This is a genomic window from Pseudoalteromonas sp. MEBiC 03607, from assembly GCF_004792295.1.
Taxonomy (GTDB): Bacteria; Pseudomonadota; Gammaproteobacteria; order Enterobacterales; family Alteromonadaceae; genus Pseudoalteromonas; species Pseudoalteromonas lipolytica_C.
This window is the reverse complement of sequence record NZ_SRRY01000001.1, coordinates 1,952,423-1,974,414: the sequence shown is the minus strand read 5'-3', so window position 1 is coordinate 1,974,414 and position 21,992 is coordinate 1,952,423. Positions and strand designations below refer to the sequence as shown.

Sequence of the window (21,992 nt, the reverse complement as noted above, 5' to 3'; positions counted from 1 at the left end):
GTCTTCAGCACATAAAAAAGCCGCTTTAAAGCGGCTTTTTTATCTCTATTTTACTGGTAACTCAATATTTTCGAAGAGCTTATCAACATCTTCTTGGTTACGTAATAAGCTTGCTCGCTCAACTAACTCTTTAGTTAAGTGTGGTGCAAAACGCTCGATAAAGTCATACATGTAGCTGCGTAAGAAACTGCCTTTTCTAAAACCAATTTTAGTGGTACTGGCTTCAAATAAGTGGCTTGCATCAATACACACCAAATCATTATCAGTTACTTGGTCAATGGCCATTGATGCTACAACCCCCACTCCAAGTCCTAAACGCACATAGGTTTTGATTACATCCGCGTCCGTTGCAGTAAATACAATATGCGGCTCAAGCCCATGAGCATTAAAAGCTTTATCTAATTCAGATCGACCTGTAAAACCAAACACATAAGTTATAAGGGGATATTTAGCAACATCTGCAACTGTTAAGTTATCAGCCTTTTGCGCCAGTGGATGTGTTTTTGCAACAACGATACTGCGATTCCAGTGATAACATGGCAGCATCACTAGATCAGAGTACAAATGCAAAGCCTCTGTTGCAATGGCAAAGTCTGCGTCACCGCGTGCTGCGGCGTCTGAAATTTGCTGCGGCGTACCTTGATGCATGTGCAACGATACTGCAGGGTATTTTTTCATAAAGCCCTGAATAACATTGGGTAATGCATAACGTGCTTGGGTATGTGTTGTAGCAATGTTTAGCTTACCTTGATCCGGTAAAGTATGTTCATTGGCAACCGCTTTAATACCCTCAACTTTTGATAGTATCTCGCGTGAAATATTAATAATTTCGTTACCCGCACTGGTTACGTGCGTAAGGTGTTTACCACTACGACCAAAAATTTGTACGCCGAGCTCATCTTCAAGCATACGTACCTGCTTTGAGATCCCCGGTTGAGAAGTAAATAAACTTTCTGCTGTCGCTGAAACATTTAGTTTATGATTTTGGACTTCGACTATATATCTGAGTTGTTGTAATTTCATGGCTGCATTGTAAACGTTGTTATTGTTTATTTATAAAGGCTGCAAAGCGCAATGCCAAGTGATATTTCATCGCGCTATACTTTTATATCGATTGTTTCTAAGGCTAACACAATAAATTACTGCTCGGTAGCCGTGTTTACTCGCAAAATATTCAATAAAGATGCTGCTTTAACGCTATACTCATTAAAAAGTAGTAAACATCAGAAGTTTATTCTAGATAAGTAACCGCAAAACTATCCAGATCTAATCTTTTTAATGTAAGATAAAAAAATTAGATAGTTAAAACTGAGATTTAGTAATGATTGTTTCTATCATCATCATGCTCATTGTTGCATTAATCGTAATCGCACTGTGGGTAAGTGCTGTGCAGCAACACAAAGAAAAACAAGAAGCTGAGCGCCGCAAAGAACTAACAAAACAAAAAAAAATTATCGAAGAGGCAGAAGATGTACTTCTTAACAGTACGAACATCCCTATGTCTGAAAACACCTTACGCATTATTCAACGACGTATTTATGATGCACTAGCAAGCATGGTGCAACTTTCGCCAAACTCAAGAGAATTAAAAAATCGTTTAAAAGAATCAAAAGAACGCTTAACCGCTCCTCTCGAAGTCAACAACACAGAAGCGTTAGTATTACCAGATAACGACAAACAACTTATTTCACTTATCCAGGGTATAAAGAAACTGCGTACCTTACTTCGCTCTGAACATGGTAAAGGCAAAGTCGATAGCCAAGTTTTTGTTGCCGAAGATAAACGTTTAGAAAAACTTCAATTACGTATTAATGTCGAAAGCCAAATTAAGCGAGGTATGTCTGCTCGCTCTGCCAATATGGTTGGCTCTGCGAGACAATACTTTGAAAAAGCACTCGCAACACTATCATCTGTTAGTTATAGCGATGAATATGTTAATAGTAAAAAACAAGAAGTTGAGAATTACTTAGAAGCGATAAGCTCTGAACTGAAAGCATCTAATGCAACATCACTTAAGAAAAAAGCAGAGCAAGAGCAAGACGACTTAGACGTGTTATTCGCACCAAAGAAAAAGTGGTAAACCACTTTTTCTTTGTGCTTACTTTATTTAGTTGGTGTTTAAGATAAAAACGCGAACTTAACAATAAACAATGCTGTTAACACCCACACACTAATACTGATTTCATCTTTTTTACCACATACCAACTTCACCGCAGTATACGAAATAAAACCCAGTGCGATACCGTGCGCAATCGAGAAAGTTAACGGCGTCATTAATAATACCACGCTCACTGGAATGGCATCTGTCATATCATCCCAATTTACCAGCTTTAAGTTTTGCATCATTAAAACAGCAACATACAAAATCGCACCTGCCGTTGCATACGCAGGGATCATACCGGCTAGTGGTGCAAAGAACATCATTAACAAGAAACAAATACCCACAACAACAGCTGTAAGACCTGTACGACCACCTACAGACACACCCGCTACAGATTCAATGTATGACGTTGTCGTTGAAGTACCAAGCATTGAGCCTGCAATCGTTGCTGTGCTGTCGGCACTTAACGCACGACCTAGGCGTGGCATTTTACCTTGCTCATCAGCAAGACCTGCCTTTTGCGTTACAGCAACCAAGGTGCCTGAAGTGTCAAACAAATCAACAAATAAGAAGGCAAAGATTACCGTTAACATTGAAATTTCTAATGCTGCAGCAAAATCCAGTTGCATAAAGGTTGGCGCAATTGAAGGTGGCATTGAAATAATCCCTTGATACTCCACTAGGTCTAAGCCAAGGGCGATAGCCGTAACCAATAAAATGCTAATTAGCACGCCGCTTTTCATGTCGCGGTATAGAAGAGCCGCAATAACAAAAAAGCTAAAGATAGCCAGTAAAGGACCTGGAGCTGTGATATCGCCTAACTGCACTAAGGTTGCAGGACTTGCTACAATAATACCGGCATTTTTTAGTGCAATAAGCGCTAAGAAAGCACCAATACCTGTGGCAATCGCACGCTTTAATACCAGAGGGATCGCATCAATGATCCACTCTCGCACCTTAAATAGGCTTAAACACAAAAATATACAGCCAGACATAAATACTGCACCAAGTGCGGCTTGCCAAGTGTAGCCCATACCAAGCACTACACCATAGGTAAAGAACGCGTTTAAGCCCATACCCGGTGCCAGTGCTAATGGATAGTTTGCCCATAAGCCCATGATAAAACAGCCAATTGCAGCAGCAATACAAGTTGCTACGAATGCGGCACCTTGATCCATTCCCGCTTCAGCAAGCATTGCAGGGTTAACAAATACAATGTAAACCATGGTAATGAATGTTGTGATGCCAGCAATAGTCTCGCGGCGCACAGAGGTGTTATTTTCAGTGATTTTGAAAAGTCTTTCGAACATGTTTAACTTTAAGTTGAGATTAATTGGCTAATTTTATCATATTTTATCTCAATAAGAGGACATTTTACCTTGCAATGTTCTAAACTAATAAGGTCTTTTATTTCAAGAAAATAACTAAACTATGTCTGATAATTCGCCAGTAGGCTTAGATTTAGAGCAACAGCTTGATAATGTACTTGCCTTTATAACCCAACCCGATAAAGGGTCGGCGCCAGATAAAAGTACTCAATCTGTTGAAAACGTACTAAACAAAGCTTTGTATTATTTAAAAAATGAACAGCCTCCCCTTGCTGCCAAATGGATGCGTTTAGCTGCTATGGCGGGTAATCATAGGGCACAATTTTATATGGGGCTGTTTTTCATCAAAGGGCAAGGTGTGCCGCACAGTGTATTTCATGGCGCGGTGTGGCTAAGTCTGGCAAGTAGTCAGGGTTATGAGCCTGCAACCGCAGCACTTAACGACCTTCGAAAACACATCAGTACGCGCCGATTACAAGACGCGCAAAGCTATGCAGCTACCCTATATGAACAAATCCACCAGCAGCAATTTGCACATTTAATTCCTCGCGATCCTGACGCAAGCTAACACGCGTCAGGTTCTACAACTCATTAATGCTGTCTTGTCAGTTTACTCTCAAATGTTATGAGACCTGCACCAACTACAAACAATAAGATACCTATAAACTCAAGCCACACATGGCCTTTATGGGGCTTGATAATAGGTGTTTTTGAAGTAAGGCTATATAAACGCCTGCCTTGCTCGCCAGATTCTACAAACGAAAAACCTTTATAGTCCGCTGAGATAATAAATTTAAAATCATGCCTGCTAATCATTTCACGACGTTTAGCATCTATTTTCTCGCTGCTTTGTTCTACGAGCATACGCCAATCATGAAAAATGCCATCTGGTTCATTATCTTTCACCACACCATATGATTTGTACTCATAGAATTTTGTATTGAATAGCTTTTCTTGATGCCCTAAATAAAACATGGCACAGCCTAGCGCACTTAACAGTATGGCAATATAGACGAGTGAACGCTGCTTAATGAATTGCTTATTACTTTGTTGCTTATACCAAGCTTCAATGTCAGGCACATTAATCAACCGAGCTTTATCTACAGAATGTTTTAATGGCTCCATAAAGTCGCAAATTGTTAGATTGAGCGCCGTTAATATTGAACGAAATGTGTCATTCGAAGGCACTGATTTATCGTTCTCAAGTTTTGAAAGGTAACTTTGCTCTATTCCAACTTGCTCTGCAAATTCTGGTTGGCTCAGTTTTAGCTCACTGCGATAGTGTTTTAGTTGTGTTCCGAATGTACTCATAACGCATTTCCTTTTTGTTGTGGAGCCGCCATTCTTTGCTATTCATGCAGATATAAAAAGCTGAATAAATAGGAATAATGAAGAATATTAGCAAGATAGGATGAAAGATACGAGATACGAGATACGAGATACGAGATACGAGATACGTTGTAAGTATAATTAAAAAGTGCGTTGTGAAGTAAAGACTTATCTAATCATTTGTTTGAGGAAAACAAATGGCGGAGTGGACGGGACTCGAACCCGCGACCCCCGGCGTGACAGGCCGGTATTCTAACCAACTGAACTACCACTCCGCAGTGGTATGTGCATGGGGTAATGCACTTAATTTGTTTATGATATCAAATGGCGGAGTGGACGGGACTCGAACCCGCGACCCCCGGCGTGACAGGCCGGTATTCTAACCAACTGAACTACCACTCCGCAGAGATATCATTGTTATTACTTAATTTGTTGGCGGAGTGGACGGGACTCGAACCCGCGACCCCCGGCGTGACAGGCCGGTATTCTAACCAACTGAACTACCACTCCGCGATACAAATTTTGTAATAAAATAGCGTTTAAATAGTGGCGGAGTGGACGGGACTCGAACCCGCGACCCCCGGCGTGACAGGCCGGTATTCTAACCAACTGAACTACCACTCCGCAGTATTTAATGCTATTTATTTTTCCTATTGGCGGAGTGGACGGGACTCGAACCCGCGACCCCCGGCGTGACAGGCCGGTATTCTAACCAACTGAACTACCACTCCGCAAAGGAAAATGTTTTACAACCATAAGTTGTGTAAGTAATTGGCGGAGTGGACGGGACTCGAACCCGCGACCCCCGGCGTGACAGGCCGGTATTCTAACCAACTGAACTACCACTCCAGCGCGTACTTACAAATTGTCGAAAATTGGCGGAGTGGACGGGACTCGAACCCGCGACCCCCGGCGTGACAGGCCGGTATTCTAACCAACTGAACTACCACTCCACATTTTCGTTGCTGACTGAGTCTCCCCTGACAGCGGCGTGAATAATACGAATCACCCTCTGGTTCGTCAAGGGGTTTTTTGTATTTTTACAGGTTTTTTAGTCATCTGACATCGAAAGGTTTAAAATTTCACCTGATTTGTCATTTTTTGAGCCATTTTTGCCGACTTCATTTTCTTTCGCTGCTTGCTCATCATTTTCAGTTTTATTTTTTTTCTTTAAAAATGGCAAAGAAACTTTAAATTTAAGTGGTTTTTTCTGCACAAAAATTCGAATCGCTAGCCACCCTAACAGTAGAACGATTAAATTTCCAACAACAATGAGTATCACCATTAGTGTAGTGGACGCTTTTTGTTCCTCTTCAATAATTCGTTGCTGCTCAGCTTGGGCTTCTAAATCGATTTCAGGGCGAACAATTTCTGGTACAGCTTCAATGGGTCGCTCAATTTCAAATTTATAAGTTGGTAAAGTAGCCATAAATTCACGGTCATTTATATTGCTACCAAATACAGATAGCTCAACACTGTATCTACCCCAGTCATAATTTTTAATTGCAAGTTCGCGCATTTGTGATTTATCCGCATCAATTGAGAACATTTGCTCTTCATTATTCGGATAATAGATTTTCCCCTGAATGAGCACGGTTTCAGGTTTGACGATTTCAGGATTTAAGGTGATCGTTAAAATGTGGTCATCTTCATCTTGCTCAGCAAGTGCTACTTCATAATCAAAAGGCGGCTCATGCACCACAATTGGCTTTTGCACCACGGTACGCTTTAATATAGGCGTTTCTATATATAGCTCTGGTTGCCACTCACCTGCAGGAAACGTCAGTTTAAATTCGCCAGTAAATACCCCATCAAGCGGGCGCTCATCAAAACCACGGCCATCATCTCTAAACTCAGTGACACTTTGCGTACCGGCACCAAAGTTTGAGTAATCACTATTATTAGTACTGACAAAATCGACATTCAAACTAATCACATCACGAAACTGCCCCACTTCGATGGGTTCTCCATCATTTAATACGCGACCAGTCAGTTTCACTGTCTCTCCGCGAAATAGCATCGGCGGTAAAGGATCTACATCTAATTCAATTTCTCCCATCACCATAATACGGCTTCCTGGCAAAATTTTGCCAACAACCTGCCATGGGCCAGGCATAGGATTAGTAATAGTGACTAAGTCATAACTTAGCTCATCATACCAATCAAGATCATGATTTTTTACTGAGTCTGTGGCGTAATACTTAGTCCCATCAGGACGAACCAATACAACGGCAGGTGCACCGCGGTTACGAAAGAACAGTAAGGTTACTTTATCGATTTTATGATCGATGCGAAAACGGTTTTCTAACAGAGGAATTTCATTTTTAACCCCATCCCGAGCTAATGGCGTTATCTTATCTTGTGCTGTTGCAAATCCCATACAAGGCATTAAGCACAGTATTCCTGCTAGTAGCTGTTTTCTCATTTCATTACCTTATTCTGCACGCCATAAACATTGACCACCCTTTGCCACTAAATCTAAACGTTCTTCATGGGCAGCTTGCTCTTGTTCGGTTGCTCTTAATACCACAAGGGGTGCTCTGTCGGCACTAAGACGACGAATACCACCCGTTTGATGTGTTGAGCCTTCATCTTTATTTTGATTGAGGTTCAGCTTTACTTGTCCACCGGTCATTGCCAAGTAAACATCAGCTAGAATCTCGGAATCCAGTAATGCGCCGTGTAAAGTACGCTTTGAGTTATCAATATCATAGCGGCGACAAAGCGCATCAAGGTTATTCTTTTGACCTGGATGCAAGTCACGCGCCATTTTCAAGGTATCAAGTACACTACATACATCGGCAGTATTCGGAAAACCTTGATTTAACAATGCAAACTCGTTGTCCATGTGGCCGATATCGAACGCTGCGTTATGAATAACAAGCTCTGCGCCACGAATATACTCTAAAAACTCATGGGCAATTTGGTGGTACAAAGGTTTATCACGCAAAAATTCATTGGTGATACCGTGTACGTCTATCGCTTCTTCTTCTATTTCACGTTGTGGATTGATGTACACATGAAAGTTGTTGCCAGTAAGACGGCGATTCACAAGTTCAACACAACCGATTTCAATGATGCGGTGGCCTTGCTTTGGGTCAATACCCGTGGTTTCTGTATCTAAAACTATTTGTCTATGTGCCATATCGTCTTAAGCCTGACTCTGGTATCTTTCTATATTCACTTTATTGTACACAATATCAAGGTAAAACAGTGCAGAAAACCGTAGAGATTTACACCGATGGATCATGTTTAGGAAATCCAGGGCCTGGAGGGTATGGCATCGTGATGCGATACAACGGCCACGAAAAGCAATTGAGTCAAGGCTATACCCTAACAACTAATAATCGGATGGAAATGCTCGCAGCTATCGTTGCACTAGAAACCCTCACCCGCTCTTGTCACGTCATTCTTACTACCGATAGCCAATATGTGAAACAAGGCATTGAGTCATGGGTCGAAAATTGGAAAAAACGCGGCTGGAAAACTGCAGCTAAAAAACCAGTTAAGAATGTCGATTTATGGAAACGACTCGATGCAGCATGCCAGCAACACGAAGTAGAATGGCGCTGGGTAAAAGGCCATAGCGGCAACAAATATAATGAAATTGTTGACGATCTAGCCCGCGAAGCCGCTGGCAGCGATCAATTACTTGAAGACACAGGTTACGACGGTAATTAAAATTACCTTGAAAGAAACTTAGCGCAGGCCGTTTTATATTTTTGTTATATGTTATAAGATTTGGCTATAAAGAAATATAAAGGACTCATTATGGCTCTGCGCATTCACTCTTTTTTTCATCAACAAAGCGCCACTCTCTGTTATTTAGTCAGTTGTGAAAGCACTAAAAATTGCTTGCTGATTGATGCGCCAGCTGATTTTGATATGCCAAGTGGAGAGTTAAGTTTTACCACAGCCAATGAGATCATCAGCTTCATAAAAACTGAGCAGCTGACATTACAATGGCTCCTTGAAACCCACGCCCATGCTGACCATATCACTGCGGCAAGTTATATAAAGCAGCAATTACAAGCCACACATCCTTGCAAGCTCGGCACTGGCGAAGGGATCACACAAGTACAAAAGCACTTTAGCCAACTTTACAATCTGGATATGCCGTGTAATGGCGAGCCTTTTGATGCTTTATTTGCTAATAAAGCGCAATTTAAGTTAGGTAATTACATGGTTGATGTGATTGCCACGCCTGGCCACACTCCTGACAGTGTGTGCTATCACATTGATGGCAATGTATTTGTCGGTGACACTTTCTTTATGCCAGACAGTGGCACAGCACGCTGTGACTTTCCCGGCGGCAGCGCAGGCGAATTATATGATTCACTACAACAAATTTTAGCGTTTCCTGACGATACAGTGCTTTGGATGTGCCATGACTACCAACCTGATGGTCGACCTTTAGCAAACAAAACCACGGTTAAAGAGCAGCGTCAGCAAAACATTCACTTAAAAGGAGATAAACAAGATTTTATTGCAACACGTGAAAACCGCGATGCAACCTTGGCAGTGCCAAAACTACTGCATCCTGCTATTCAATTAAATATTCGTGCAGGTCAGTATCCAAGTAAAACAGACACGCAACAGCATTATCTAGCTATCCCGCTCACAGTGCTGCTTTGATGTTTGTCTAAGCCCTGCTCCTTTCACTGGCGAAAATTGCGGCCTTGCATGCCATTTAGGTTTAATTGGTGTCAGCGGGGCCACACGCTTTCTAGCCACCAGCATATACACACTGCCCATTGGCTTTAAATATTGCTGGCCAAAGCTGCGCCACGCAGCAAAGCGCGATAAGCGGTTACCTCTTGCAAGCGATGAATGGATAAAACGCTCATCAGAGATTATTTCAAAGCCTAATAAATTCAACCAATCTTTTACTCGTGATGGCGTAAAAAACCGCCCTGTCCACGGTAGCTTTTGGCGGCTAAAAGGTAATAACTGCGCCAATCCACACAAACTAAACGGGTTAAAGCCTGTGATCACGATGTAACCACCGGGGATCAAAGTACGATGCGCTTCACGTAAGATATGGTGCGGATCAGAATGATATTCTAAACAGTGCGATAATATGCAGGCATCAACACTGTGCTCATAAAACGGTAACTCGTCTACATCAGCAATAACACCGGTAAATAAGCCCTGCTCTGCTACGCAAACTTGATGCTTAATAGGACTTTCACTGGTTGCCAGCTCACCACTTAAATTACCGAGTTTGAGCATGTGATAACCAAACATGCGCGGCAGCCATGGTGTTAGCTTACGTTCAATTTCAGCACGTAAATAGTCACCATGAGGGAACTGCTGCCAAGAGTATGGCTTAGGACCTTCTTGAAAACTAAGGGCTGGTTTCATTTTCTGAGCTCGTTATACTGTGTGTTAACTGTCACTTTATAGAGCAATTAAACATGGTGCAAGTTAAAGCAATTAAAGCCTTTTCTGATAACTACATTTGGTGCATCAGCAATGAAGCTGAACAAACAGCGTGGGTGGTCGACCCAGGACAGGCAGAGCCCGTTCTAAATTACCTAAGCGAAAATAACTTATCACTCGCAGGAATTTTAATTACCCATCATCACTATGATCACACCGATGGCGTTGCAGCCTTGGTAAAAACATTTCGTGATATCCCGGTGTACGGACCAAGACACAGCCCTTTCAAAGGCATTAGCCATGGCGTTTGTGAAGCGGATAAGGTGGCGGTGTACGATTACACTTTTACTGTGCTTGCGACACCTGGGCATACTCTCGATCATGTTTGTTACATTAATGATGAGTTAAGTTTTACTGGCGATACCTTATTTAGTGCTGGCTGCGGGCGATTATTTGAAGGCAGTGCTGAACAAATGTGGCACTCTTTATGTAAATTAAGAGCTCTGCCTGATGAGTGTAAAATCTACTGCACTCATGAATACACGCAGGCCAACTTGGCCTTTGCAAAAGCTGTTGAACCAAATAACGAATACCTTCTCAACTACAGTGATAAAGTAGATGCACTGCGAGAAAGCGGCAAAATTAGCTTACCGACTCAATTAAGCGTTGAGAGGCAAATAAACCCCTTTATCCGTTGTCATTTTCCACACATAACTGATGAGCTTCCAAGCGAGCTGAAAGAAAATCTTGATCTAGCTGAACCTTGGCAACGCTTTGCGGGTCTCAGAGCCTGGAAAGATAATTTTTAAAAGTGTAACTCTACCGATTACATTTTTTCTATATTTAGATCAACACCTTGCAATAATGAGCTGACATATACTGGTCATAAAGTGGCAATATGTGCTTATAGCAGGTAATATTCGCCGAGTTTTTTTACCTGATTATATAGGTATATATGTATAAGTCTCCTTTAGTTATAACACTTGCGCTGGTACTAAGTGGTTGTCAGTTAACAGCTTCTAACTCAGATACCACAGCTAATAATGATGTTGAGCAACAGCTCAATGGCGCAAGCCCAAGTGACGTTAATGATGCACTAATGATTAACGCACAGTATCAACAGGTCGCAGATCTTGATGAGCCACCACCGGTATTTGATGATGTATGGGAGCGTATTCGTTACCAACTTTCGATTGATGTGCCACAAAACCGCCCAGTGGTTGCTGAGCGTAACTACTATGCACGTCATCAGGCATATTTAGACCGTATTTCTAAGCGTGCAGAGCCTTACCTGTACTTTATTGTCGAAGAAGTCGAGAAGCGTCAAATGCCAATTGAAATTGCGCTTTTACCGATTGTAGAAAGTGCTTTTGACCCATTTGGTTATTCACATCGCAGTGCCTCGGGCATCTGGCAATTCATGCCACAAACTGGTGAGCGTTTTGATTTAAAACAAAACTGGTGGTACGACGGTCGTCGTGACATTGTACAGTCGACCCGTGCAGCTCTTGATTATTTGTCATATCTTCACAAAACCTTAGAAGGCGATTGGTTAAATGCCATCGCAGCCTATAACTCAGGTGAAGGCCGTTTGCTACGAGCTATTAAAAAGAATCGTAAAAAGCATTTACCAACAGACTTTTGGTCTTTGGATTTACCAAAAGAAACCACATCGTATGTACCTAAACTGTTAGCACTGTCTGATCTAGTTAAACGCAGTGACGAGTTTGGTGTTAAGTGGCAACCAATTATTAATGCTCAAGTAGTTGAGGCGGTGAATGTAGGTAGCCAAATTGACTTAGCGCTTGCAGCTGATATGGCAGGTATTAGTTTAACTGAACTTTATCGTTTAAACCCAGGTTTTAATCGCTGGGCGACCGACCCTAATGGACCGCACTTTTTATTATTACCGTCTGATAAGGTTGAAGAGTTCTCTGCAAAACTAGCAAAAACAGAGCAAAAAGATCGTCTACGTTGGCAACAATACGTGGTTGCGCGCGGTGACAGTTTATCTGTGATTGCGAAGAAGTTTTCTACTAGTACGAATGCTATTAAAACACTGAATAAACTCTCATCGAATACCATTCGTGTTGGTCAGCAATTACTTGTACCACTGAGTGATGGTGAGATAAATAGTCAGCATTTACCAAAATCAGTGCGTATGGCTGCTAATAAAGCAACACGTAAAAAGCTAAGCCATAAAGTCGCCACTGGCGATACGCTGTGGGATATTAGCCGTGAGTACGATGTGACCATTGCAGAGCTTGCAACATGGAATAAACTTAAAAAAGATGCTGTATTACGTGTTGGTCAAAAGCTAACTGTATATAAAGAAGAAAAGTCACAGCTGGCTGCTACTCAAATCAAAGAGCGCACCATTACTTATAAAGTCCGTCGTGGTGATTCATTAGCGCGCATTGCTGCTAAGTTTAATGTGTCCGTAGAAGATATTATTAAATGGAACTCATTAGCTGGGCAAAAATACATTCAACCTGGGCAAAAGCTTAAATTAAAGGTTGATGTACGAAGCGCATAATTGCTTCATCCAATATCAAAAAAAGAGCGCCTAATGGCGCTCTTTGTCTCTCTCATTTAGTATTTATGCTTCAAAGCCCATAAGTGTAATAACTCATTGGCAATGGTCGCTGCAGCAATCGCTGTTAGTTCACTTTGGTCATAGGATGGCGACACTTCAACCACATCCATACCGACCATATTAATGCCTTTCAACGCACGAAGTACTTTGAGTACTTTATCGCTGGTTAAGCCACCACAAACTGGTGTGCCAGTACCCGGCGCGAATGCTGGATCAAGGCAGTCAATATCAAAGGTTAGATACACAGGTAAGTCACCCACGCGCGCTTTAATTTGCTCTGCAATATCTTGCGCTGGCAAATCATTAGCAGCCATTGCATCAATCACTGCAAACTCATGCTTGCTCTGATCAAAGTCAGTACGAATACCGATTTGAATGCTGTGATCAACATCAATAAGCCCTTCCATCGGCGCATGATAAAACATGGTGCCGTGATCATAACGCGAACCATTGCTGTAAGTATCTGTGTGGGCATCAAAATGCACTAATGCCATTTTACCGTGTTGCTTAGCATGGGCACGCAGTAGCGGCAAAGTCACAAAGTGGTCGCCACCTAAACCTAATAATGTTTTACCTTGACGAAGAATTTGCTCAGCGGCTAATTCTAACTGCGCGGTAAAATATTCTGGGTCGCCTACTGGGTAAGTAAAATCACCTGCATCAGCTAATTTTAAACGCTCAAATAATGGGAACGTCCACGGGTACTTGGTTTCTTCCCATGCGAGGTGCACTGAGGCACGACGAATTGCGTCAGGCCCTAAACGTGCACCAGGGCGACCTGAGGTCGCCAAATCAAAGGGTAAACCTAACACCACTACATCGGCATCGATTGCGGTGATGTTCTGCACCATCGGCTGACGTAAAAACGTCATGCCGTTTGAATACAATGAATGATCTGTGTGGTCAAACAATGTCGACATTGCTTATAACTCTTCTAAATAAGTGTAACCATTTAAGCCAGTTTGCAGCTCATCTAATACGCTTTGCTGTTCAGTTTCTGGCAATTTAGCTGCCACCAGCTGGGCATAAGACTGCTGGAAGCTTTCTACATCTAAATGTACGTAACGCATCATGTCTGCAACGGTATCACCTTCGTTAACTTCAGTGATTTGCGCCTGACCTTGCTCATCCATTTTTATAATTGCACTGTGTGTGTCGCCAAATAAATTGTGCATATCACCTAAAATCTCCTGATAAGCACCCACTAAGAAAAAGCCCATTAAATATGGTTTTTCTTCGCTAAAAGCTGGCACAGGTAATGTGCTTTCAATACCTTGACCGTCTACATAATGCTCCATAGCACCGTCTGAATCGCAAGTGATATCAAGTAACACGGCGCGTTTTTGTGGTGCTTCTGTTAAACCACTTAATGGTAGAACAGGAAACACTTGGTCAATACCCCATGCATCCGGTAATGACTGGAATAATGAAAAGTTCACAAAAAACTTATCTGCTAAACGGGCATTTAATTCATCAATAATCGGGCGGTGAAAACGATTTTTGTTATCCATATGTTTGTTAAGTTCATAACATACACGTAAGTTAACTTGCTCCGCCCATGCTCGCTCTGTTAAATCTAACAAACCAAGTGCAAATTGATTATGTGCTTCGGCTAAATCGCCTTGGCTATCATGATAAATTTCGATTAATGCACGGTCGTCATTGTCATCACTTAACTGTTGCCATGATGTCCACATGTTTTTTAATAAAAGTGGTGCATCAGCGGCTGGCGCTTGAATGTCTTCTGGTACATAGCTTTCGGTACCAATAACATTCGAAATCAATACAGCATGGTGCGCTGTTAAAGCACGACCTGATTCAGAAATAATGCGCGGCATTGGCTGCTCATATAACTTACAGGTATCGCCAATGGTGTATACAATGTTATTAGCGTATTCACTTAGGCTATAGTTCATTGAGTTATGAGACTGGCTGCGAGTACCGTCATAATCTACCGCTAAACCGCCCCCCACATCTAAGCAATCAATTTGTGCACCTAACTTGCGTAACTCACAGTAAAAACGCGCAGCTTCACTCACACCTAAGCGAACATCGCGGATGTTTGCCATTTGCGAGCCTAAGTGAAAGTGTACAAGTTGGATCAGATCAAGTTGATCAGACGCTTTAAGGCGATTAACCACACTGAGTACTTGCGATGCCGACAAACCAAATTTTGATTTTTCGCCACCACTTGCTTGCCACTTGCCCTTACCTTGCGACGCTAAACGTACACGAATACCAATACGCGGCTTTACGTTTAACTCTTTAGCTTGGCTAAGCACCATGTCTAGCTCAGACAGTTTTTCAAGAACAATGTAAACCTTGTGACCTAGCTTTTCACCAATCAGTGCTAAACGAATGTATTCTTGGTCTTTGTAGCCATTACACACAATGACAGCACTGGTTTTTTCAGCCATCGCTAATACAGTTAATAGCTCAGGTTTACTGCCCGCTTCTAAGCCCAATTGTTTCTTTTCAATATCAGCTTGGCTTGCAACAATTTCTTCAACAACTTCACGCTGTTGGTTTACTTTAATTGGGTAAACAAGCAAATAGTCTTTCGGGTAACCATAATTTTCAATCGCCGTGTTAAATGCCTGACATAAGCTATGTACACGATGATGTAAAATTTGTGGAAAACGAACCAACGCAGGCAAGCTTAAGCCTTTATCTTGTAACTGCTGTGCGATATCGATTAGTGCAATGGTTTGCTCTGGGGCATGGGCCTTTGGCGCAACATACACATCACCTTGATCATTAATACCAAAGAAACCTTGGCTCCAATGACGAACATTGTAACTCGTGCGAGCTTGTTCTAGTGATGTTGTTTCTTTCATCTATCTTTCTCTTTATTTTAGTAATGCCAAAATTGGCAAGCGGTAATTGCGCGCATTAAAAGAAAAATAGTGATTCAAGTCCAACAAGAATTTTTACTCGTAACGAGTGATTTTTGATGTGAAAAATTAATCGTTTATCGACTAATAATTTTAAAGTCTAAACAGACAGTTAAACTTTGGTGCTTAAGGGATAACTTTGTTTATTTCATCTGCTTTAGTAGAGCTTGAACCAAGCTGCCGCCATGCCTCATACTGCTCATTATTCACCCAGGTAATCCCTATATATTCCTGCCAATGTTGAAAATCTTTCGAGCGATACCTTTCAAGCCCACAATCCCCTGCTGCAAACGCTGTTCGGCAAAGCTTTACTGTAAGGTATGTGCCATCATAGCTAAGTTGTGTTCGTTCTTCAGAACAGTAACTCATAAGGCGAGTAGGAAATGTAACAATGACTCTGGAGGTTATCTTGCCAGCATCATTAAAAACACCACTAAGAGACTGGCATGAGTTTAAGTAAAACTCGGCGTTATCAATAATAAGGTCGGGTTGTTTATTTTGTAGCTGTTCAGGTATTGTGTGTTTTTTATCACACGCAATGAGCAGCAAAGCTATAAAAAGCAACATGACCTGCAAGGATTGTTTAGTAATAACGTTAACCTCACAAAAACAAAGCTTTAAATAGCTCTCACAATTACTGATTAAGTCCCAGTTCCATAAATAAACTTTGCGGGCTGTCAGTATAGTTGCCAAATGGACCACAACGATGAAAGCCTAAATTTTCATACAAACTAATTGATTCAGTTTGCTTAGGACCCGTTTCAAGACGAATTAGCGGGATTTGTTGTTCACCAGCATGATGCAATAAGATTTGCATAATTCGGCGAGACAAACCTTTACCTCGATAACTAGGTTTCACATACAGGCGACGGATTTCGCCGTACGGTGGGTTGCCTTCTTGCATCACAATCGCTCCGCAGGCAACAATACCATCTTCATTTTTTAAACCTATGGCGTAAACATTAGGCTCAGCTAACTCTTCAACACTTAATGATTGAGCTGTAGCTACGGGGTATAAAGAGTTAATGAGTCGGTCTATATCAGCAAACACGTTTACTACTTCTGGATCATCTGGATTTAAATCGACTAACTGCATAAAACTCCCATTTTTATATGTCTTTTTTGTTAATGATGTTAATAATAGTATCGGATATTAGTGTGATCCTCTACTGTTGTTTTCATTATTCGTTTTTATAGGTACTATCAGACAGTCATGGTATCGCTTAGTTCATCCCGATGTAACTGAAAATACGTTCAAATGATAAAAAACAACGTTTAACGTGAGTAGCCTTGCGGGTTGCCTAGCAGGTTAGTTGTAACTAAAAATCAATGTTCCGTAAATTAAGTTTACATTAGAATTTTTCGCTAACTTAAGACATTAATACCAGTGAGGCGGTATTGCTTAATATCTAAACAATTCACTTCACAATGATTTGTTAACAAACTAACTCACCTTAACCTCTTAAATTAATCAGTATGCCTGCTTGCTACAATTTTGCTCAATAAACACTTTGTTACGGAAAAAGACTGTTCAAACATATTGAAAACCCTATACTGCAAACAAGAAGAAATAAGATGAGGTTATCTCGTGCAGTTTACTCAAGGTATGGAATACTTCTTTTCTGGCTTTAAACTAATTAGCCAAAAGGGGTTAAAACGTTTTGTACTTATTCCTTTATTAATCAATATCCTGCTTTTTGGTAGTTCGCTGTTCTTTTTGTACGGCTGGCTAACTGATGGCTTTGCTTACATGAACTCATTGCTACCAGAATGGCTGAGCTGGCTTGAATGGTTAATGTGGCCGATTGCTGTGCTTGTCATTTTATTTAGTTACAGCATGCTCTTTACCGTTATTACGAACTTTATTGCAGCCCCATTCAACGGCTTGCTCAGTGAAAAAGTCGAACTTTACCTGACAGGTCAAAAAGTCAACGATGATGGTCTGCTTGATACAATGAAAGATGTGCCACGCATGCTAGGCCGAGAATGGACAAAACTTTGCTATTACCTGCCGCGCGCAATAGGCTTTTTTATTCTATTATGGATTTTACCTGTGATTGGGCAAGTTTTATGGGTGCTATTCACCTGTTGGATGTATGCTATCCAATACGAAGATTATGCCTTTGATAACCATAAAATTAGTTTTAATGCCATGAAAGATGACTTAAAACAAAAGCAAACCTTATCATATGGCTTTGGTTTAGCAGTGATGCTCTTAACAGCAATCCCCATTGTAAACCTCATTGTTATGCCGGTTGCTGTATGTGGTGGAACCCGGTTATGGGTTGAAAATTACCGCAGTAAATACCGCTCATAACTTTAACCACGTTAAGCTGATTTCAAATAAAAAAGGCCAATCGAATTGCGATTGGCCTTTTTTAATTTCAAATTGATGTTAACTGTAGAGGCTTTGTGGCACCTTAGTTACATTTAAATGAACGGTCACTTCTTCACGATCATGATATAAATGTTTTGCTTGTAACTCGTAACTTACACCGTACTTTTCAAGCTCTTCTTTAATCATTTTTAAGCATTCATAGACACTGTCAAAACGCTTCTTCATCGGCAGCTTTAAGTTGAAAATCAGCTCGCGGGCATAAGCATTTACTGCCCAGTCAATCATAAGATTCGTTACTTTAGCTGGCTTTTCTACCATGTCGCACACTAACCAGTCGATATTGCGCTTTTCAGGGCGATATTTAAAACCATCGACTCTAAAGTGTTTAACCTGCCCTGTTTCCATTAAATCATCATTCATTGGACCATTATCGATAGCGCTAACAAACATTCCACGGCGTACTAACTGATAAGTCCAACCTCCTGGGCACGCACCTAGGTCAACACCACGCATGCCTGGTTGCATGCGCTCTTCAGCTTCATGAGGTGGAATGAATACATTAAATGCTTCATCTAATTTAAGTGTAGAGCGGCTCGGTGCATCACTTGGCATGCGTAATCGCGGAATACCCATAAAGAATGGCGAATTATTAAATGTATACGAATACCCCACATAAGCGCTGTTATTAGCTAAAAATAACACATGCATGACTGGTTTTTTCTGGGCAAGTTCACGTGTAACCTTTGCACGTTTTTCAAGCGACTTTTTAAGTGGTGTCGAAATCTTTTTGCAGAACTTAGAAAGCTCTTTACCCTCGTTGGTGTCGGGTGTTTCTACACGTAAGTCACCACACTCAGGAAAGTCAACGGTTGCATCAGCAATGGCACTAACGCGGTCTTCAAGTGGCATATTATCCACTAACGTGCCTGTAAACCACTGGCGGGCAAATACCATGTTTTTAAAATCTACTTTTTTTATGATCTCATCGCCGTGGCTTGCATCAAAACATTCGTACACAACAATTCCTGTATTTGGTTTTGTTTTTACGTACCCCGCAAAACCTTGCTCGGCAGCCTGAAAAGTAATTTCAGCAGCGGCATCATTTTCAAAACCACTTCGGCAATAAATAACTACACTCGACATAGATACCCCTTAAAACTTATATCGTGCGGCTTGAACTAACAAAATAGCCCAACCAATAATAAAACAAACGCCGCCAATTGGGGTGATAGGCCCAAGCCATTTCATGCCCGTTAATGCGAGTAAATACAAACTACCGCTAAATAACACAGTACCTGCAATAAAAAAACCACCAGCCCAAGTCAGGTTCATTCCCCACTTGATTAAGATAGCAATCGCTATAAGCGCAAGACCATGCACCATTTGATATTCGGCAGCGGTTTTAAAAATACCAATTGCGTATTCTGATACGCGACTTTTTAAACCATGGGCAGCAAATGCGCCTAGTATTACAGAGAACATACAAAATATACTGCCTGTCATTAAATACAGTTTGATCATTTTTTCTCTCCAATTAAATTAGCCATAAACTGCACAGCGTAATCCGCAGCCTGCTGTAGGTTTTCTTGTTCTGTAATACCACTTTTTTTACGAGGTTTTAGTGAATGGTCACCATCTCTTAGCCATTTGATTTCTGGCGGGTTAACCATTTCAAGCTCAGCAAGCTCTTGTTGATTACCAAACGTATCGCGTTCACCTTGTAGGACTAAAAATGGGCATGGCATATCAACAAAATGTTCTATGCGAAGTTTTTCAGGTTTACCCGGTGGGTGAAAAGGATAACCAAAAGCCACAACGCCAATAATATTAGCCAAACCCTGCTCAGTACAAAGCATAGAAGCCATACGCCCGCCCATCGATTTGCCGCCAATAAATAGCGGCAACTCTGGCTGATGCTCAGCTAAAACTTCGGCAAAATATGCAAGCAGCTTAGGTGCGCGATCAGGAGGTCTGCGCTTACCTGTCTCTTTAGCAATTTGCATATACTGAAAATCAAACAACGCCACATCAATATTTTGCTGACTAATCAATTTAGCCATTGTTTGCATAAATTCGGAGTCGCTACCTGCCCCTGCTCCGTGGGCAAATATAAATTGTGCACGCTCCTTGCCCGTTGCACTTTTAAACCACTGTAACATGTTAATACTCTTGTTCTTGCTCTACTAAGCTCAGCATCCAGTCTTTGAAGGAAACAATTTTACCAAGCTCTGTTTGTGATTCGCGGATCACTAAATAGTAAGCATTTTTACTTTCTAATGAGTGATTAAATGGAATGACGAGTCGACCCGCATCAATATCGGGCTTTGCTAATACGCTATTACCAATAGCGACACCCTGCCCATGTACCGCAGCTTGTAATACCATCGATGAGTGACTAAAAATTGGCCCTTGGTTAACTTGTACATTGCGCACACCTGCTGTTTTCATCCACGTTTTCCAATTTTTACGGGTGGTATCATGCAACAAGGTATGATTTGCCAAATCGCTGGGTTGATTAAGAGGCTTAGGGCCTGTTAACAATAATGGGCTACATAACGGCACTAAGTATTCAGTGTGCAGTTTATAAGTTTGCACCCCACTCCAGTGGCCACGACCATAGTAAATAGCAATATCGACATCGTCAGAAAGTGAATTTTCGTCCTGATCTTGCGCTTTAATTCGCACGTCGATTTCTGGGTGTAATTCATTAAATAAACTAAGTCTGGGTACTAACCATTGAATCGCAAAACTTGGCGTCAAACTTACTGTCAGAGAACCTTTCGCACCTCGTGCTAGCAATTTCTCTGTGGCATCAATCAGCTGGGTAAAAATCTCTTTAATATCCAGAAAGTAACCTTGCCCTTCTTCGGTTAACAGCAACGAGCGATTTTTACGTAAAAACAGTTTTAAGCCTAGATGCTCTTCTAAGGTTTTAATCTGGTGACTCACCGCAGCTTGCGTGACATACAACTCCTCAGCCGCTTTGGTAAAGCTCAGATGACGTGCAGCAGCTTCGAAGGCTTTAAGCGCATTTAAGGGAGGTAAACGACGAGACATAAACACCAAGCTTTGAATTAGTTTTTCTTATGCATCGATTATAGCGACACAAATAAAAAAAGGCGACCTTGGTCGCCTTTTTCGTACTTAAATACTTATAATTATATCATTATAAATCGCTTGCGCTGGTATCGAGTGGTGCAAAGCTCTTAACTAAGTCATCAACCGCTTTCATTTGCGATAAATAACCTTCAAGCTTACTTAGTGCTAAAGCACATGGGCCGTCACATTTTGCTTCATTCGGATTAGGATGCGCTTCAATAAATAAACCTGCAATACCTAATGCCATGCCACTGCGAGCAAGTTCTGCAGCTTGTGCACGGCGACCATCTGCAGAGTCAGCTCGGCCTCCTGGGCGCTGTAATGCGTGCGTTGCATCAAAAATTACTGGCGCCATAGGCTTCATGTCATCCATACCAAGCATATCAACCACAAGGTTGTTATAACCAAAGCTAGTACCACGCTCACACAGTGCAACATTGTTGTTGCCCGCTTCATTAAACTTTTTAATGATATGACGCATTTCGTGTGGTGCTAAAAACTGTGGTTTTTTCACGTTAATGATGGCACCTGTTTTTGCCATCGCTACAACTAAGTCAGTTTGTCGAGCCAGGAATGCCGGTAACTGAATTACATCAACAACTTCAGCAACTGGTGCTGCTTGATGTGGCTCATGTACGTCGGTGATAAGCGGCACGTTAAAAGTAGATTTAATTTCTTCAAAGATTTTTAAACCTTCTTCCATACCCGGACCACGGTAAGAGTTAATTGAAGAGCGATTAGCTTTATCAAAAGACGCTTTAAACACGTATGGAATGTTTAGCTTTGACGTTACTTCTACGTAGTGTTCAGCAATACGCATTGCTAAATCACGCGATTCAAGTACGTTCATACCACCAAACAAAACAAATGGTTTGTCGTTGGCTAATTCAATCTCGTTAATTTTAATTAACTGGTTGTTCATTTC

At 41.4% G+C, this 21,992-nt stretch carries 22 protein-coding genes and 7 tRNA genes; 7 read left to right on the top strand and 22 right to left on the bottom strand.

Translation table 11 applies throughout. The features are described 5' to 3' along the window. Positions 1–45: 45 nt before the first annotated feature. Complete coding sequence (cysB, locus tag E5N72_RS09125) at positions 46–1,023, bottom strand: HTH-type transcriptional regulator CysB (protein WP_135924163.1); 978 nt, start codon at positions 1,021–1,023, stop codon at positions 46–48. A gap of 298 nt (positions 1,024–1,321) precedes the next feature. Between cysB and E5N72_RS09120 the strand changes: the two genes are divergently transcribed. Then, on the top strand, positions 1,322–2,080 hold the full coding sequence (locus E5N72_RS09120; protein ID WP_135924162.1) for a hypothetical protein: 759 nt from the start codon (positions 1,322–1,324) through the stop codon (positions 2,078–2,080). A gap of 38 nt (positions 2,081–2,118) precedes the next feature. Here the strand turns inward: E5N72_RS09120 and E5N72_RS09115 are convergent, their stop codons facing one another. Then, positions 2,119–3,411: an NCS2 family permease gene (locus E5N72_RS09115; RefSeq protein ID WP_168246726.1), complete on the bottom strand. Its 1,293-nt coding sequence runs from the start codon at positions 3,409–3,411 to the stop codon at positions 2,119–2,121. A 121-nt stretch (positions 3,412–3,532) separates the two neighbouring features. Here E5N72_RS09115 and E5N72_RS09110 point away from each other — a divergent pair, with 121 nt between their 5' ends. Beyond that, entirely contained in the window at positions 3,533–3,997 is a 465-nt protein-coding gene (locus E5N72_RS09110; RefSeq protein ID WP_135924161.1) for a sel1 repeat family protein, read from the top strand. 23 nt (positions 3,998–4,020) lie between these two features. Here the strand turns inward: E5N72_RS09110 and E5N72_RS09105 are convergent, their stop codons facing one another. The 10 genes from E5N72_RS09105 to dnaQ all read right to left on the bottom strand — a co-directional run bounded on the left by E5N72_RS09105 (position 4,021) and on the right by dnaQ (position 7,903). Further along, a complete protein-coding gene (locus E5N72_RS09105; protein WP_135924160.1) occupies positions 4,021–4,740 on the bottom strand; it encodes a helix-turn-helix transcriptional regulator in 720 nt (239 codons plus the stop codon). A 216-nt stretch (positions 4,741–4,956) separates the two neighbouring features. Then, positions 4,957–5,033 (bottom strand) — tRNA-Asp (locus E5N72_RS09100). A gap of 50 nt (positions 5,034–5,083) precedes the next feature. Beyond that, a tRNA-Asp gene (locus E5N72_RS09095) sits at positions 5,084–5,160 on the bottom strand. Between the two features lie 31 nt (positions 5,161–5,191). After that, positions 5,192–5,268, bottom strand: a tRNA-Asp gene (locus tag E5N72_RS09090). 37 nt (positions 5,269–5,305) lie between these two features. After that, positions 5,306–5,382: transfer RNA gene (locus tag E5N72_RS09085), tRNA-Asp, on the bottom strand. A gap of 30 nt (positions 5,383–5,412) precedes the next feature. Then, positions 5,413–5,489, bottom strand: a tRNA-Asp gene (locus E5N72_RS09080). Between the two features lie 41 nt (positions 5,490–5,530). Beyond that, positions 5,531–5,607, bottom strand: a tRNA-Asp gene (locus E5N72_RS09075). Positions 5,608–5,634: 27 nt separating this feature from the next. After that, a tRNA-Asp gene (locus E5N72_RS09070) sits at positions 5,635–5,711 on the bottom strand. A gap of 98 nt (positions 5,712–5,809) precedes the next feature. After that, positions 5,810–7,147: a TIGR03503 family protein gene (locus tag E5N72_RS09065; protein ID WP_235382929.1), complete on the bottom strand. Its 1,338-nt coding sequence runs from the start codon at positions 7,145–7,147 to the stop codon at positions 5,810–5,812. Between the two features lie 45 nt (positions 7,148–7,192). Then, the gene (gene dnaQ, locus E5N72_RS09060; protein WP_135924158.1) at positions 7,193–7,903 is read right to left on the bottom strand and encodes a DNA polymerase III subunit epsilon; all 711 of its coding nucleotides are present in this window, start codon (positions 7,901–7,903) and stop codon (positions 7,193–7,195) included. A gap of 68 nt (positions 7,904–7,971) precedes the next feature. Between dnaQ and rnhA the strand changes: the two genes are divergently transcribed. Both rnhA and E5N72_RS09050 read left to right on the top strand, forming a co-directional pair. After that, complete coding sequence (gene rnhA, locus E5N72_RS09055) at positions 7,972–8,439, top strand: ribonuclease HI (RefSeq protein WP_054561796.1); 468 nt, start codon at positions 7,972–7,974, stop codon at positions 8,437–8,439. 90 nt (positions 8,440–8,529) lie between these two features. Continuing rightward, positions 8,530–9,393 (top strand): MBL fold metallo-hydrolase, encoded by an 864-nt coding sequence (locus E5N72_RS09050; RefSeq protein ID WP_135924157.1) that lies wholly within the window; start codon positions 8,530–8,532, stop codon positions 9,391–9,393. Here the strand turns inward: E5N72_RS09050 and E5N72_RS09045 are convergent. Then, on the bottom strand, positions 9,364–10,122 hold the full coding sequence (locus E5N72_RS09045) for a class I SAM-dependent methyltransferase (RefSeq protein WP_135924156.1): 759 nt from the start codon (positions 10,120–10,122) through the stop codon (positions 9,364–9,366). The genes E5N72_RS09050 and E5N72_RS09045 overlap by 30 nt on opposite strands. A gap of 53 nt (positions 10,123–10,175) precedes the next feature. On the opposite strand from E5N72_RS09045, the gene gloB reads away from it, so the two are divergent. Then, positions 10,176–10,949, top strand: a complete 774-nt coding sequence (gloB, locus tag E5N72_RS09040; protein WP_135924155.1) for a hydroxyacylglutathione hydrolase — start codon at positions 10,176–10,178, stop codon at positions 10,947–10,949. Positions 10,950–11,095: 146 nt separating this feature from the next. Next, a complete protein-coding gene (locus E5N72_RS09035) occupies positions 11,096–12,676 on the top strand; it encodes a LysM peptidoglycan-binding domain-containing protein (RefSeq protein WP_135924154.1) in 1,581 nt (526 codons plus the stop codon). Between the two features lie 56 nt (positions 12,677–12,732). Here the strand turns inward: E5N72_RS09035 and speB are convergent, their stop codons facing one another. The 4 genes from speB to E5N72_RS09015 form a co-directional block, all read right to left on the bottom strand. Next, positions 12,733–13,656: an agmatinase gene (gene speB, locus E5N72_RS09030; RefSeq protein WP_063706052.1), complete on the bottom strand. Its 924-nt coding sequence runs from the start codon at positions 13,654–13,656 to the stop codon at positions 12,733–12,735. A gap of 3 nt (positions 13,657–13,659) precedes the next feature. Then, on the bottom strand, positions 13,660–15,573 hold the full coding sequence (speA, locus tag E5N72_RS09025) for a biosynthetic arginine decarboxylase (RefSeq protein ID WP_135924153.1): 1,914 nt from the start codon (positions 15,571–15,573) through the stop codon (positions 13,660–13,662). A 183-nt stretch (positions 15,574–15,756) separates the two neighbouring features. Next, positions 15,757–16,197 (bottom strand): hypothetical protein, encoded by a 441-nt coding sequence (locus E5N72_RS09020; protein ID WP_135924152.1) that lies wholly within the window; start codon positions 16,195–16,197, stop codon positions 15,757–15,759. 67 nt (positions 16,198–16,264) lie between these two features. After that, positions 16,265–16,726 (bottom strand): GNAT family N-acetyltransferase, encoded by a 462-nt coding sequence (locus tag E5N72_RS09015; RefSeq protein WP_135924151.1) that lies wholly within the window; start codon positions 16,724–16,726, stop codon positions 16,265–16,267. A 492-nt stretch (positions 16,727–17,218) separates the two neighbouring features. On the opposite strand from E5N72_RS09015, the gene cysZ reads away from it, so the two are divergent. After that, positions 17,219–17,947 carry a sulfate transporter CysZ gene (gene cysZ, locus E5N72_RS09010; protein ID WP_135924150.1) on the top strand — a complete coding sequence of 243 codons (729 nt, stop codon included), beginning with the start codon at positions 17,219–17,221 and terminating at the stop codon, positions 17,945–17,947. Positions 17,948–18,025: 78 nt separating this feature from the next. Here cysZ and rlmM read toward each other — a convergent pair whose 3' ends face one another. The 5 genes from rlmM to kdsA all read right to left on the bottom strand — a co-directional run bounded on the left by rlmM (position 18,026) and on the right by kdsA (position 21,989). Beyond that, positions 18,026–19,111: a 23S rRNA (cytidine(2498)-2'-O)-methyltransferase RlmM gene (gene rlmM, locus E5N72_RS09005; RefSeq protein WP_135924149.1), complete on the bottom strand. Its 1,086-nt coding sequence runs from the start codon at positions 19,109–19,111 to the stop codon at positions 18,026–18,028. Positions 19,112–19,120: 9 nt separating this feature from the next. Next, on the bottom strand, positions 19,121–19,489 hold the full coding sequence (locus E5N72_RS09000; RefSeq protein WP_168246725.1) for a DUF423 domain-containing protein: 369 nt from the start codon (positions 19,487–19,489) through the stop codon (positions 19,121–19,123). Then, the gene (locus E5N72_RS08995; protein WP_135924148.1) at positions 19,486–20,127 is read right to left on the bottom strand and encodes an alpha/beta family hydrolase; all 642 of its coding nucleotides are present in this window, start codon (positions 20,125–20,127) and stop codon (positions 19,486–19,488) included. The genes E5N72_RS09000 and E5N72_RS08995 overlap by 4 nt, the downstream gene beginning before the upstream one ends. A gap of 1 nt (position 20,128) precedes the next feature. Next, positions 20,129–21,025: a transcriptional regulator GcvA gene (locus E5N72_RS08990; protein ID WP_063706073.1), complete on the bottom strand. Its 897-nt coding sequence runs from the start codon at positions 21,023–21,025 to the stop codon at positions 20,129–20,131. Between the two features lie 109 nt (positions 21,026–21,134). After that, entirely contained in the window at positions 21,135–21,989 is an 855-nt protein-coding gene (kdsA, locus tag E5N72_RS08985) for a 3-deoxy-8-phosphooctulonate synthase (RefSeq protein WP_054561809.1), read from the bottom strand. Between the last annotated feature and the right edge of the window lie 3 nt (positions 21,990–21,992).

Coding starts and splice junctions, on each gene's coding strand:
- speA (WP_135924153.1), bottom strand. CDS start 15,573: ATGAAAGAAACAACATCACTAGAACAAGCTCGCACGAGTTACAATGTT.
- E5N72_RS09050 (WP_135924157.1), top strand. CDS start 8,530: ATGGCTCTGCGCATTCACTCTTTTTTTCATCAACAAAGCGCCACTCTC.
- E5N72_RS09110 (WP_135924161.1), top strand. CDS start 3,533: ATGTCTGATAATTCGCCAGTAGGCTTAGATTTAGAGCAACAGCTTGAT.
- rlmM (WP_135924149.1), bottom strand. CDS start 19,111: ATGTCGAGTGTAGTTATTTATTGCCGAAGTGGTTTTGAAAATGATGCC.
- E5N72_RS09120 (WP_135924162.1), top strand. CDS start 1,322: ATGATTGTTTCTATCATCATCATGCTCATTGTTGCATTAATCGTAATC.
- E5N72_RS09105 (WP_135924160.1), bottom strand. CDS start 4,740: ATGAGTACATTCGGAACACAACTAAAACACTATCGCAGTGAGCTAAAA.
- gloB (WP_135924155.1), top strand. CDS start 10,176: ATGGTGCAAGTTAAAGCAATTAAAGCCTTTTCTGATAACTACATTTGG.
- E5N72_RS09020 (WP_135924152.1), bottom strand. CDS start 16,197: ATGTTGCTTTTTATAGCTTTGCTGCTCATTGCGTGTGATAAAAAACAC.
- E5N72_RS09045 (WP_135924156.1), bottom strand. CDS start 10,122: ATGAAACCAGCCCTTAGTTTTCAAGAAGGTCCTAAGCCATACTCTTGG.
- kdsA (WP_054561809.1), bottom strand. CDS start 21,989: ATGAACAACCAGTTAATTAAAATTAACGAGATTGAATTAGCCAACGAC.
- E5N72_RS09065 (WP_235382929.1), bottom strand. CDS start 7,147: ATGCCTTGTATGGGATTTGCAACAGCACAAGATAAGATAACGCCATTA.
- E5N72_RS09015 (WP_135924151.1), bottom strand. CDS start 16,726: ATGCAGTTAGTCGATTTAAATCCAGATGATCCAGAAGTAGTAAACGTG.
- speB (WP_063706052.1), bottom strand. CDS start 13,656: ATGTCGACATTGTTTGACCACACAGATCATTCATTGTATTCAAACGGC.
- cysB (WP_135924163.1), bottom strand. CDS start 1,023: ATGAAATTACAACAACTCAGATATATAGTCGAAGTCCAAAATCATAAA.
- E5N72_RS08995 (WP_135924148.1), bottom strand. CDS start 20,127: ATGTTACAGTGGTTTAAAAGTGCAACGGGCAAGGAGCGTGCACAATTT.
- E5N72_RS09000 (WP_168246725.1), bottom strand. CDS start 19,489: ATGATCAAACTGTATTTAATGACAGGCAGTATATTTTGTATGTTCTCT.
- E5N72_RS09035 (WP_135924154.1), top strand. CDS start 11,096: ATGTATAAGTCTCCTTTAGTTATAACACTTGCGCTGGTACTAAGTGGT.
- dnaQ (WP_135924158.1), bottom strand. CDS start 7,903: ATGGCACATAGACAAATAGTTTTAGATACAGAAACCACGGGTATTGAC.
- E5N72_RS08990 (WP_063706073.1), bottom strand. CDS start 21,025: ATGTCTCGTCGTTTACCTCCCTTAAATGCGCTTAAAGCCTTCGAAGCT.
- E5N72_RS09115 (WP_168246726.1), bottom strand. CDS start 3,411: ATGTTCGAAAGACTTTTCAAAATCACTGAAAATAACACCTCTGTGCGC.